Raw genomic sequence first — 12,094 nt, 5'->3', positions numbered from 1 at the left:
CATGGTATAAGCACCCACGGCGGCTCGGTCGCGAGTTTCAGTCGCCCTTGTCGGACTGCGACGGCACCGAGCGGTATGCCTCGAACACGGCATCGACGGCGCGGACCTTTCGCAGCAACATCTCGAGGTGTGACGGATCGACCAATTCGAACTCGAAATGCATGGTCGAGACCTGGTCGCCACCGGTCAGGGTCTTGGCGCTGAGGATGTTGACGTGCGAGTCGGACATGGCCTGGGTGACCTCGGCCAGCAGGCCCGAGCGGTCGAGCGCCTTGACGTCTATGGACATGACGTAGCTGCCCTCGAAGCCAGAATCCCACTCGACATCGACCAGGCGCCCGCCCTGGCTGGCCGCCAGTTCGACCGCGTTGGTGCAGTCGGTGCGGTGCACTGAAACCCCTCGGCCCCTGGTGACAAATCCCATGATGTCGTCGCCGGGCACAGGGTTGCAGCACCGCGCCACCCTCACGAGCATGTCGTCGAACCCATCGACGTGAACACCGGACTCGCGCCGCTTGCGGCGGGTGCGGTTCTGCAGCGAAGGGGCAGCCAGTTGTTGTTCGGTGTCGGGGCTACGCAGCTCGCGTCCCAGACGCTGGGCCACCGACTTGGGCGACAGGTGTTTTTTGCCGATCGCGACCAGGATCGACTCGAGATCCGAGTACCCGAGCTGTTCACCGATGGCCAACAGGGCCGCACTGCCCAGGGTGGCGTTGGTTGGCAGGTTGGCGCGACGCAAAGCGTCGAGCAGCGCTTCGCGCCCCGATTCGATGGCGTCGTCACGACGCTCACGGGCGAACCATTGGCGGATCTTGTTGCGCGCCCGCGGCGTGACCACCATCGACACCCAGTCGAGGGATGGGCCGGCGGCATCGAGCTTGGAGGTGAAGATCTCGACCGTGTCGCCCGACTCGAGCGGGCGGTCGAGGGGCACCAGGCGTCCGTTGACCTTGGCACCGATGGTGGTGTGGCCCACGTCGGTGTGGATCGAGTAGGCGAAGTCGATGGGCGATGCACCAATCGGCAGGGTGACCACGTCGCCCTTCGGTGTGAAAACGAACACCTCGTCGTGTTCGAGATCGCCCCTGAGACTCTCCATGAACTCGTCTGGATCTGCGGTCTCTGACTGCCAGTCGAGCATGCGATCGAGCCAGGGCATGTCCTTGTCGTCGCCGCTCTTGTAACGCCAGTGAGCCGCAACACCGAACTCGGCCAGCTGGTGTTGCTCTTCGGTGCGGATCTGCACCTCGATGATGGCGCCTCCCGGCCCCACCACCGTGGTGTGCAGCGACTGGTAGAGGTTGAACTTGGGCATCGCGATGTAGTCCTTGAAGCGCCCTTGTACCGGGTTCCAAAGACCGTGGATGATGCCGAGAGCGGCATAACAATCGCGGTTCGAGTCGACGATGACCCGAATGCCTATGAGGTCGAAGATCTCGTTGAACTCGCGGCCGCGCATGGCCATCTTCTCGTAGATCGACCACAGGTGCTTGTGCCTGCCGTACACGCCGGCCTCGATGCCGTAGTCGTCGAGGTGAGCCCTGACCTGCTCGAGCACGTCGTCGACATAGCGATCCTGGCGAGGCGTACGCTCGGCCACCATCCGGTCGATCTCGGCGTAACGCCTGGGATAGAGCGCTGCGAATGACAGGTCTTCGAGGCGTTGGCGCATGGCCTGCATGCCCAGCCGGTGGGCCAGTGGTGCGTAGATGTCGAGGGTTTCGCGGGCCTTGCGCGCCTGCTTTTCGGGGCTCAGCGCCGCAATCGTCGACATGTTGTGCAAACGATCGGCCAGCTTGATGATGAGCACCCGCAGGTCGTTGGCCATCGCCACCAGCATCTTGCGCATGGTGGCTGCCTGAGCCGCCTCGCGCGTGTCGAAGCTGATCTGATCGAGCTTGGTGACACCGTCGACCAGGTGGGCGACCTCCTCGCCGAATACCGAACGCACATCGTCGAGCTCGAGGCCCGTGTCCTCGACGGCATCGTGCAGCAACGCAGCAGCGATCGAGACGTCGTCGAGGCCAAGGTCTGCGACCACTTTGGCCACGCTGAGAGGGTGCAGGATGTAGGGCTCGCCCGACTTGCGTCGCTGGTTGCCGTGGGCCGCGTTGGCGGTGGCCCATGCGCGACGGATCAGGTCGGTGTCGACCCCTGGCCAGCGCGTCGAGAAGGTCTCGAGCACAGGCTCGAGAGCCTCGGCGGGCGCCTCGTCACGGCGCCACGGCAGCACCCTCGTGGCGGTCATGACCAGACGCTAGCGCCGGCTAGCGCTTCTTCCCCATCTTGCGCGGACGTGGTGCCGCGGCACGGTTGTACTGGGACGCCGACAGCGCCTTGCGCGCCTCGGTGATGGACCCTGCGGTTGCGCCTCGCTGGGCCAGCTCGACGCGGCGTTGCCATTCGGGCTCGCGGTTGCGCAGAATGCCCAGGACCGGAGCCGCGACGAACATCGAGCTGTAAGCACCGGCGATGATGCCAACCAACAGCGCGACAGCAAACTCTTGGAGTGCGCCAGCGCCCATGATCCAAGCACCCACCACCAGCATGGTCATGACCGGCAGGGTCGAGGTGATCGACGTGTTGACCGAGCGCATCACCACCTGGTTCATAGACACGTTCAGCATCTCGTCGTAGGTCAGGCGACCCTTTTCGGCGATGATCGTGTTCTCGGTGACACGGTCGAACACCACAAGTGTGTCGTAGAGCGAATAACCCATGATGGTCAAGAACGCGATGACCGTGGCCGGGGTGACGTCGATCTGGAACAGGGCATAGAAGCCCACGCTCAGCAAGATGTCGTGAACTACGGCGATGAGGGCGGCCAGTGCCATCTTCCAGGTGAACCGTATGGCGATATAGGCGGCGATGATGATGAAGAACCAGATGAGGGCCTTCTGGGCCTCGCTGGTGACCCTGTCGCCCCAAGAGGGGCCAACCTCGGTGCGGCCAAGTTCGTTGACCGACACATCGGCGGCCTCGGCGAGCGCCTGGGTGATGGCCTCTTGCTCCTCGAAGTCAGAAGACTGCGCCCTGACCCGCCAGAAATCGGAACCACCGGTGACCAGCTGCACCCGGGCGTCTTGGCCGAACTCGGCCAGCACGTCGTGCAGCTCGGTGTCGGTGACCTGACCGTCGGCCGGCACCTCCCACACCACACCACCTTCGAACTCGATGCCGAGGTCGAGGCCACGGGCGACCAGCGCCACCAGGCCCACCAGCATCAGGCCGATGGACACGCGCAACAGCTTCTTCGCCAGCGACACGAAGTCGATGTGGCTCTCGCCTCTGTAGAGATCTCCGACGATGCTCACTTGACGACCTCCACTTCGCCGTCGGCGTCGGCTGATTTCCTCTGGGGCACTATCCCGAGCCGTTCGGGTTTGTCAGCGGCGAACTTGCGGGCCAGCAGCACCACGGCCGGGCGCATGAACACATAGGACACGACCATGTCGATGACGGTGGCAACACCCAGGTAGAGGGCGAAGCCGCGCACGGCGCCGATGGTCAGGACGAACAGGATGAAAGCGCCGATGAGCGACGCCATGTCGGCCTTGACGATGGTCGAGAAGGCTCCGTTGAAGCTGCCATCGGCCGCCGATCGGACCGAGCGGCCTCTGTGGACCTCTTCCTTTATTCGCTCGTAGTAGACGATGTTCGAGTCGACGGCCACACCGATCGACAAGATGATGCCGACGGCGCCCGAAAGCGACAGGGCCAGGCCCCGCGTCTCTCCGAGCCACGAGATCAAGAACCACAAGATGCCGGTAGACACGGTGAGGCTGGAGATCGCCACCACACCCAGCAGGCGGTAGTAGGCGACCATGTAGATGGCCACCAAGATCAGGCCCACGATGCCCGCCACCACACCCGCGCGCAGGGCGTCTTCGCCCAGCGTCGCCGAAACGGTTTGCACGGTCTGGGGTTCGAGCTCGACGGGAAGTGCGCCGAAGCGCAGGACCAAGGCCAGGTCTTCTGCCTCTGACTCGGTGAAGTTGCCCGTGATGGTGGCCTGGCCGTTGAACTCGCGGGCGTTGATGGTGGGAGCAGACTCGACAACTCCGTCGAGCGCAATGGCTACCTGCTGGCCGAAGAACTGGGTGGCCATGGCGTCGAAGGCTCCGCTGCCCTCGCTGGTCATGTCGACCAGCACGAACCACGACCCGTTGAACGAGGCGTTGGCGTCGGCGACGATCTCGCCCGTCAACACCGCCGGCTGCAGAAGGTGCAGCAGAGTCCCGTCAGACGAGGGCAGGATCACATACTTGGTCGGATCGTCCTGGTCTGGCGGGGTGACGACCTCGTCGACGGTCGGGGCCGTTGACGGGTCGAATTCGGTGGTCGTGGTGGTTTCGGGTGTGCTCGACGTGGTCGAGGCATCGGTGTCGCCCTCGGCCGCCCCTTCGGTCGCGACTGTGGTCGTCGTGTCGCCCTCGGCGACTGTGGTCGTCGTGTCGCCCTCGGCGACTGTGGTCGTCGTGTCTGGCGCCGCGGTGGTAGCCGTCGTCTCGGTGGTGGTCGACTCATCGGACTCGGCGACCGTGGTGGTCGTCGCATCGCCCTCGGCGACCGTGGTGGTCGTCGCGTCGCCCTCGGCGACCGTGGTGGTCGTCGTGTCGCCCTCGGCCTGCGACTGCTGGAACTCTTCGAGGCTCGAGTTCAGGCTCTCGACGAAGCTCTGCATCTGCAGTCGCGACAGCGGGTCTGAAGCCACCACGCTCTGCAGAACGGGCCTGAACCTCAGCTCGGCGGTCTGGCCGACGAGGTCCAGTGCACGCTGCGCGTCGTCGACACCTGGCAACTCGACCACGATCGTGGTGCCCTGCCTGGTGATGTCGGGCTCGGCGACGCCCAAGGCGTCGACGCGCTGACGGATGATGGTGATGGCCTGGTCGAGGGCTTGCTCGTCGGCGGTCTCGGTGGCCTCGTAGGTAACGGCGACGCCGCCCTGTAGGTCGAGTCCCAGCAGAGGTGCCCAGCCCGCTGCCGCCGCGCTGACGACCGCAACTGCGGTCAGCACAACTGTGGCGACGAGGCTGACTATGTAAGAACGGCGCACGAAAGTGGCTCCGGGTCGGTTATGGGAATGGATCTACGCGCAGATCCGCACGCCAGAGCATGGCGCAACGAGCCTGCGGATGTGTGTCAATCTCTGTCGGCCGAATCGTCGGCCGCATCAGCGGCGCCTGAATCGAACTCTTCGGACTCCGCGTCTTGCGGAGACTGTTCGGCGAACGAGCCGTCGGCGTACTGGCCGTCCCACCGTTCGCGGATCTGGGCGATCGATCGCCGCAGCATCACCACCTCGACGTCGTCTGACATGGCGACGAGCACCTCGTCGGCTGCGAGACCGTTGGAGTCGTCGTCTGGGTCGTGCTCGTCCATGATGGTGACGATGAAGCCACCGGCGGTGATGACCACGTCGCCGATTCCGGCTCGCTGGGTCAGCGACTGCTGGTCGCGCATGCGCTTTTGCTGAGGCCTCACGAAGAGGAGCCACACCAACACCATCGGGATGGCGAAAATCAGGAGTTCCATGAGGGTCCGATGCTAGCGGTAGCCACGGCGGGTCAATCCCAGTAGTGGGCGACCTCGTCGCGCACGTCTTGGAGGCGTCCCACCTCGATGGCCTGGCGCGTCCGCTGCACCAGGTCGAACAGGTACCAGAGGTTGTGCAGGGTCAGAATCCGCCCCGCGGTGGGTTCTTTGACCTTCAGCAGGTGCCGCAAATAGCCAGCGGCGAACCGATTGGAGAACGGGTTTCGTTCGTCCAGGGGGTCGGTCGAGCGCTCGAACTTCGCGTTTCGGAGGTTGACCCTGCCGTGCGATGTCAGGACCGTGCCGTGCCTGGCCAGCCTGGTTGGCAAGACACAGTCGAACATGTCGACACCCAGCGCCACCGCCTCGACGATCGAGATGGGGTCGCCGACCCCCATGAGATACCGGGGAACGTCGGTTGGCAAGACCGACAACGCCGCCTCCAGCGCCGGCAACATCTCGGCTCGGGTCTCGCCCACGCTGAGGCCACCGATGCCATAACCGGGGAACTCGAGGTCGGCCAGTACCCGCCCAGACTGCACGCGCATGTCGGGGTCGATGCCGCCTTGAACGATGCCGAACTGGGCCTGATCGGCCCGCGAGTGAGAGTTGCGGGCGCGCTCGGCCCAGCGATGGGTGGTCTCCATGGCCTTGCGCACCTCGTCGGCAGACGACGGCAGCGCTGGGCAGATGTCGAGCACCATCGCAATGTCGGCGCCGATCTGTTCCTGGATGTGGGTTGCCGACTCGGGCGTCAGGCGGACCTTGGCCCCGTCGTAGACCGAACTGAAGGTCACACCGTCGTCGTCGATCTTCGGGCTCAGGCTCATCACCTGGAACCCGCCAGAGTCGGTCAACATGTGACCGCCCCAGTCGACGAAGCGGTGCAGGCCGCCGAACTGATCGATCAGATCGGCGCCTGGCCGCAACATCAGGTGATAGGTGTTGCCAAGAACCACCTCGGCGCCCAGGGCTTCATAGTCGCGGGCGTCGAGGTGGATGACAGCGCCCCTGGTGCCCACCGGCATGAACACCGGTGTTTCATAGGTGCCCCTCGACGTGTGCACCCGGCCCCTTCGGGCCTGTCCGTCGGTGGCCAGCAACTCATAGGTCAGCATCGGAGTTCCTCTCCAGCAGCATTGCGTCGCCGAAGCTGAGGAATCGATAGCCCTCGGTCAACGCTTCGGTGTAGATGTCGCGCCACCGGCTGCCGATGAATGCATCGATCATCACCAGCAGCGTCGAGCGCGGCATGTGGAAATTGGTCATCAGAACGTCTACGACCTTCCAGTCGTATGGGCGGCGAATGAACAGATCGGTCCGGCCCGCCAGTTCGCCTGTGGTGGCCGCCGATTCGAGGGCCCGCACCGATGTGGTGCCGACCGCCACCACCCGGCGCGCCTCTTTGCAGGCATCCAGGGTTTCGGCCGGGACCCGATAGGCCTCGGTGTGCATCACATGGTCGTCGAGATCGTCGACCATCACCGGGCGGAACGTGTCGAGGCCGACGACCAGCTCGACTCGGCAAATCTCGACACCCCGCCGCTCGATGCGCTGCAACAGGTCGTCGGTGAGGTGCAGCCCGGCCGTGGGGGCGGCAACCGAACCCGGCCGGTCGGCGAACACGGTCTGATAGCGGCTGGGATCGGTCAGCTCGGCAGTGATGTAAGGGGGCAGAGGTGTTTGGCCTATTCCGTCCAGCGCCACCGCTTGGGCGGCGTCGGCGATGGCGGCCCCACCAACTTCGATGTGCACCAGGCTGCGCCCGCCTTCGACGCGATCGCCGACGACCACCACGACGTTGCCGTCGTCGCTGGTCAACCTGGTGCCAGGCTGCAGTCGGCGCGCAGGGCGGATCAGAGCCTGCCACGACCCGTCGCCCACTGGCTCCAGCAAGAAGACCTCGGCCGCTCCCCCCGTGGATTTGCGCAGCGCCAGGCGTGCCGAGATGACTCTCGTGTCGTTGACCACCAGCACGTCGCCGTCGTGCAACTGGTCGGCCAGATCGGCGACCGTCATGTGATCGGCCGGGCGGCCAGCGCCGCGATCGACGAACAGACGGGCACGATCGCGCGGCTCGACCGGGGTCTGGGCAACAGCCCCCTCGGGCAGGTCATAGTCGAACTCGGCGATGAACACGATCTGCGAGGCTAACGTCGCCGCTTGGTCATGAGGTTCTGGATACGCGTCACACCCAACTCGAAACGACCGGGGGTCGGAGGCACCTGGGACGGCCCCGCCGGGCCGGCCCTGCGGGTGAACGTGGCGGCTCCAGCGGTCGACGGCAAGGCCAACAAGGCCGTGCTGGCTGCTCTTGCCGCGGCACTCGAACTGCGCCGAGGCCAGATCGACATCGTGCAGGGCGATACCAGCCGCACCAAGCTGATCGAGGTACCCGCCTCGTCCGAAACCGAGGCCACGCTCGACCGGCTGAGGCGCGGCTAGACCAACAGCGCAGCCAGTGCATTGCGATCCCAGGCGTCTGCCCCAGGTGCGCCGGCCAGGTAGGCCACAGCATCGTCGACCGACAGCCCCATCTCGGCCAGTCCGGCCAGGATGGTGCCCGCATATGCCGCCGAAGGCCTGACGGCCGGGCGGATCTGGGGTGAGGTGAAGGTGAACACGGGCACGCCGTCGTGGCGTCCGCCCGACACGATGCGTCCGTACCACCGGTCGGTGACATCGAGCCATCCGCGGCGTTCGACCGCGGCCACGTCGACCTCGAGCTCGCCAGGAGCCAGCCCATTCTCTTGTGCTGCGATGTCGCAGAACTGCTGGACCGTGACCTTCCACATCCGCACGATGGCTCGGCCCGTGCCCGGAGCCGGGTCGACGAAGGCCACTCCCCCACCCCACCGGCGGGACTCGCCACCGAACCGCAGCTGGTGGGCAATGGTGCCCATGCGATCGTCGAGCGGATCGGACGGGTCGCGCGCCCCGGCATGTCCTATGTCTTGGCCCTCGAGCCGCCCGCCCTTCAGATAGTGCAGGAATCGTGCCCGGCTGAGGTTCGAACCAAACGACGCGTACCAGACGACGTCGACAGCACCCGATGTCATGGGAAGAGGCTGGGCGGTTCCTGGGCCCGGCTGGGTGGCTCCATACCCATATGTCGGTATGCGCCGGCCGTGGCCACCCGACCGCGAGGGGTTCGCTGCAGCAGGCCCTGCTGGATGAGGAACGGCTCGTACACGTCTTCGACGGTCTCTGGCTGCTCCCCGACACTGATCGCCAGGGTCGACAAACCCACCGGTCCGCCGCCGAAGTTGCCGCAGAGGTTGTCGAGAATGGCACGGTCGACCTTGTCGAGACCCAGGCCGTCGACGCCGAAACGGGCCAGACCTTCGTCGGCGACCGCGGCGTTTATGACGCCCGCAGCCCTTACCTCGGCAAAGTCGCGAACCCTGCGCAGCAGGCGGTTGGCAATTCGGGGAGTGCCTCTGGAGCGCCTGGCGATCTCCCACGCCGCGGTCGAGTCGACAGCGACACCGAGGATGCCCGAGGCGCGTTCGACGATGGCCTGAAGGTCGGTGGCCTCGTAGTAGTCGAGGCGTTCGACCAGGCCGAAACGATCTCGAAGCGGACCCGCTATGAGGCCCGTTCGGGTGGTGGCGCCCACCAGGGTGAACCGGGGAAGGTCGAGGCGGATCGATTGGGCTGCTGGCCCCTTGCCGATGATGATGACCAGCTCGTAGTCCTCCATCGCCGGGTACAGCACCTCTTCGACAGCCTTGGGCAACCGGTGGATCTCGTCGATGAACAACACATCGCCTTCGCCCAGCTTGGTGAGGATGGCCGCCAGGTCGCCGGCTCGCTCGATGGCAGGGCCCGACGTGATGTGCATGCCGACGCCCAACTCGTTGGCGATGATTCCGGCCAGGGTCGTCTTGCCGAGACCGGGCGGCCCGGCAAAGAGCAGGTGGTCGGCAGCCTGACCACGCCGCTTGGCCGCCTCCAGGACGATGTTCAGCCGCTCCTTGAGCTCGGCCTGACCAACGAAGTCGTCGAGGCGTCGGGGCCGAAGACCGATCTCGATCTGCTCGTCGTCGAAGTCCGCGATGGGGTCGACCAGCGGATCGCGGCCGACCGCCGGGTCGGCAGGGACGTGGTCCAAGAACTCTTCTCGGCCCCAGCCTTCGTCGGGGCCGTCGGTGAACGCCATGCTCACAACGTTGCCATCCGCTGCAGAGCCTCACGAACCAGGCTGGAAACGTCGCCTTCGTCTGGCAGGTCGGCGAGCACACCGCGGATCTCGTCGCTGCTGTAACCCAGGCCGGCCAGGGCCTGCGAAACATCACCCTTGACCGAACCCTTGGTGCTCGGCGAGTCGGCAACCGCCTGCACCACACCCGAGAGGTCGTCTGGAATCTCGAGGCGGTTCTTCAGCTCGATCAACAGACGCGCGGCGGTCTTCTTGCCCACCCCTGGCACCAGGCACAGAGCGTCGACATCGTCGGTGGCCACCACCAGGCGAAGCTGGGCCGGGCTGTGCACGCCCAACACCGCCAGCGCCAGAGCGGGGCCCACGCCGTGAGCGCCGAGCAGGCTCTCGAAGGCAACCCGCTCGTCTATGGCGACAAAGCCATAGAGGTGCTGGTCGGCTTCTCGGATCGCGTGGTGCACGTACACAAAGACGTCGCTGCCGACGTCGCCCAGAGAAACCAGGCCCGTGGGGGTCAGCGTGACCCGATAACCGACGCCGCCCACCTCGATCAGCGCCTCGCCGATGCGAGGCTCGCGGTGGATCAGCTTGCCGCGCAGCGAGCCGATCACAGCGCCACCCCAGCGGCTCGAGCAGCCGCACGCGACGGAGCATGAGCGATGTGACACAAGGCCACCGCCACCGCGTCGGCAGCGTCGGCCGGGCGGGGAGGCGACGCCAGGCCCAGCAGCGATTGCACCATGCGCTGCATCTGGTCTTTCGAAGCGGCACCCCATCCGGCAACGGCCTCTTTGACCTGGTTGGGGGTGTACTCGACGACATCGGCGCCCGCTGCGGCGCCTTCGGCCATGGCGAGTCCGGCCGCTTGCGCCACACCGATGGCTGTGCTGGCGTTCACCTGGAAGAAGACGCGCTCTATCGCAACCACCGACGGCGAGAATTCGGCTATCAGCGAACGCAGCTCGAGCTGGAGGCCGGCCAAGCGCTGGGGAGTGGACGCCGAAGGTGGCGTCCGCAGCACCCCGATGGCCCTGGCGACCGGACGGCGACCGTCGAGCTGGACAACGCCATAGCCACACCGGGACAAACCCGGATCGATTCCTAGAACGAACACAGGTTCGACTGTAGCGCGGCTCAGGGCTGGCGGGGTCCGGAACGAACCGCCTCGACCAACTCGTCGACCGGCCGGTAGGTCACGCCCGCGACGGCTCGATGCGCGTAGGTGATGACACCCTCGGGATCGATGACGAAGATCGAGCGCCGGTACAAGCCCAGCATGCCGATGATCTCGTACAGTTCGCCGACCTCTTTGTCGGTGTCGGCCAGCATCGGGAAGCCGAAGCCACCCTGCGACTGGCTGAACGCCTCGTGTTGCTCGACACCCTGAGGACTGATGGCCAACAGCGTCGAACCCAGCTCGACGAACTGGTTGAGATCGTCGTTGTAGCTGTTGAGCTGCACGGTACACACGGGCGAATAGTCGGCTGGATAGAACACCAGCACCACCGTCGAACCCCTGAACTCGGACAGGGTGAAGTTGCGTTTCTCGCCCAGCGAGTACCCGGCGAGTGTGAAGTCTGGTGCGACGTCTCCGACGCCAACGCCCATTACGGCTCCAGTCTGGGTCGTCAGTCGTTCTCGAGTTCGGCCATCACCGAGTCTGGCACGTCGAGGTTTGCATACACACCCTGAACGTCGTCGTGGTCGTCGAGGGCGTCGATGACCTTCAGAACCGAGCGAGCCTCTGTTGCCTGGGACAGCTCGATGGTGTTCTGGGGCAGCATCGTGAGATCGGCCGATGTGACCTCGATACCCGCCTCGGCGATTGCATCGCGAACGGCCATGGTGTCGGTGGGTTCGGTGCGCACCTGCCACTCTTCACCCTCGCGCACGACGTCTTCGGCGCCGGCCTCGAGTGCTGCCATCATCAACTCGTCCTCGTCGACTGCACCGGGAACGATGACCACACCCTTGCGATCGAACTGCCAGGCCACAGCTCCCGGCTCGGCGAGCGATCCGCCCGATTTCGAGAACACCGAGCGGATCTCGGCGCCGGTGCGGTTGCGGTTGTCGGTGAGGGCCTCGACGAAGATCGCCACGCCGTGGGGCGCGTAGCCCTCGTAGGTGACCTGTTCGTAGGTGACACCCTCGAGTTCGCCGGTGCCACGCTTGATGGCCCGCTCGATGGTGTCCAGCGGCACGCTGTTGTCGCGCGCCTTTTGGTACATGGTGCGCAGGGTGGCGTTGGACTCGAGCTCACCGCCACCTTCGCGAGCCGCTACCTCGACCTGCCGGATGAGCTTGGCGAACAGCTTGCCGCGCGCCTTGTCAGCCGCGCCCTTCTTGTGCTTGATCGTCGCCCATTTGGAATGTCCGGACACGTGTTGACCTCGC

Annotated in this window: 13 protein-coding genes; 1 reads left to right on the top strand and 12 read right to left on the bottom strand. The window is 65.5% G+C overall.

Annotation, left to right across the window (positions count from 1 at the left end):
* Positions 1 to 37: 37 nt before the first annotated feature.
* The 6 genes from R2770_22165 to queA all read right to left on the bottom strand — a co-directional run bounded on the left by R2770_22165 (position 38) and on the right by queA (position 7,677).
* Positions 38 to 2,248, bottom strand: a complete 2,211-nt coding sequence (locus tag R2770_22165) for a bifunctional (p)ppGpp synthetase/guanosine-3',5'-bis(diphosphate) 3'-pyrophosphohydrolase (protein ID MEZ5283173.1) — start codon at positions 2,246 to 2,248, stop codon at positions 38 to 40.
* Positions 2,249 to 2,267: 19 nt separating this feature from the next.
* Complete coding sequence (gene secF / locus R2770_22160; protein MEZ5283172.1) at positions 2,268 to 3,314, bottom strand: protein translocase subunit SecF; 1,047 nt, start codon at positions 3,312 to 3,314, stop codon at positions 2,268 to 2,270.
* The gene (gene secD, locus R2770_22155; protein MEZ5283171.1) at positions 3,311 to 5,059 is read right to left on the bottom strand and encodes a protein translocase subunit SecD; all 1,749 of its coding nucleotides are present in this window, start codon (positions 5,057 to 5,059) and stop codon (positions 3,311 to 3,313) included. The genes secF and secD overlap by 4 nt, the downstream gene beginning before the upstream one ends.
* Positions 5,060 to 5,145: 86 nt before the next feature.
* Entirely contained in the window at positions 5,146 to 5,538 is a 393-nt protein-coding gene (locus R2770_22150) for a preprotein translocase subunit YajC (GenBank protein MEZ5283170.1), read from the bottom strand.
* 32 nt (positions 5,539 to 5,570) lie between these two features.
* On the bottom strand, positions 5,571 to 6,656 hold the full coding sequence (gene tgt / locus R2770_22145) for a tRNA guanosine(34) transglycosylase Tgt (protein ID MEZ5283169.1): 1,086 nt from the start codon (positions 6,654 to 6,656) through the stop codon (positions 5,571 to 5,573).
* A complete protein-coding gene (gene queA, locus R2770_22140; GenBank protein MEZ5283168.1) occupies positions 6,643 to 7,677 on the bottom strand; it encodes a tRNA preQ1(34) S-adenosylmethionine ribosyltransferase-isomerase QueA in 1,035 nt (344 codons plus the stop codon). The genes tgt and queA overlap by 14 nt, the downstream gene beginning before the upstream one ends.
* A 30-nt stretch (positions 7,678 to 7,707) precedes the next feature.
* On the opposite strand from queA, the gene R2770_22135 reads away from it, so the two are divergent.
* Positions 7,708 to 7,983, top strand: a complete 276-nt coding sequence (locus tag R2770_22135) for a DUF167 domain-containing protein (protein ID MEZ5283167.1) — start codon at positions 7,708 to 7,710, stop codon at positions 7,981 to 7,983.
* On the opposite strand, the gene R2770_22130 is transcribed toward R2770_22135, so the two are convergent.
* Genes R2770_22130 through R2770_22105 form a run of 6 tightly spaced genes read right to left on the bottom strand, consistent with a single transcriptional unit; the run spans position 7,980 to position 12,081 of the window.
* On the bottom strand, positions 7,980 to 8,597 hold the full coding sequence (locus tag R2770_22130; GenBank protein MEZ5283166.1) for a hypothetical protein: 618 nt from the start codon (positions 8,595 to 8,597) through the stop codon (positions 7,980 to 7,982). The genes R2770_22135 and R2770_22130 overlap by 4 nt on opposite strands.
* Positions 8,594 to 9,700 (bottom strand): Holliday junction branch migration DNA helicase RuvB, encoded by a 1,107-nt coding sequence (ruvB, locus tag R2770_22125; GenBank protein MEZ5283165.1) that lies wholly within the window; start codon positions 9,698 to 9,700, stop codon positions 8,594 to 8,596. The genes R2770_22130 and ruvB overlap by 4 nt, the downstream gene beginning before the upstream one ends.
* A 2-nt stretch (positions 9,701 to 9,702) precedes the next feature.
* Positions 9,703 to 10,311 carry a Holliday junction branch migration protein RuvA gene (gene ruvA, locus R2770_22120; protein MEZ5283164.1) on the bottom strand — a complete coding sequence of 203 codons (609 nt, stop codon included), beginning with the start codon at positions 10,309 to 10,311 and terminating at the stop codon, positions 9,703 to 9,705.
* Complete coding sequence (gene ruvC / locus R2770_22115) at positions 10,308 to 10,814, bottom strand: crossover junction endodeoxyribonuclease RuvC (GenBank protein ID MEZ5283163.1); 507 nt, start codon at positions 10,812 to 10,814, stop codon at positions 10,308 to 10,310. Before ruvC ends, ruvA begins: the two co-directional genes overlap by 4 nt.
* Positions 10,815 to 10,834: 20 nt before the next feature.
* Complete coding sequence (locus R2770_22110; GenBank protein MEZ5283162.1) at positions 10,835 to 11,308, bottom strand: redoxin domain-containing protein; 474 nt, start codon at positions 11,306 to 11,308, stop codon at positions 10,835 to 10,837.
* A 20-nt stretch (positions 11,309 to 11,328) separates the two neighbouring features.
* Entirely contained in the window at positions 11,329 to 12,081 is a 753-nt protein-coding gene (locus tag R2770_22105) for a YebC/PmpR family DNA-binding transcriptional regulator (GenBank protein MEZ5283161.1), read from the bottom strand.
* Positions 12,082 to 12,094 lie beyond the last annotated feature (13 nt).

This window comes from Acidimicrobiales bacterium, assembly GCA_041394185.1.
Lineage (GTDB): Bacteria > Actinomycetota > Acidimicrobiia > Acidimicrobiales > Poriferisodalaceae > JAAETH01.
Note: the sequence above shows the minus strand (reverse complement) of the source record. Positions and strands in the feature narration are given on the sequence as shown.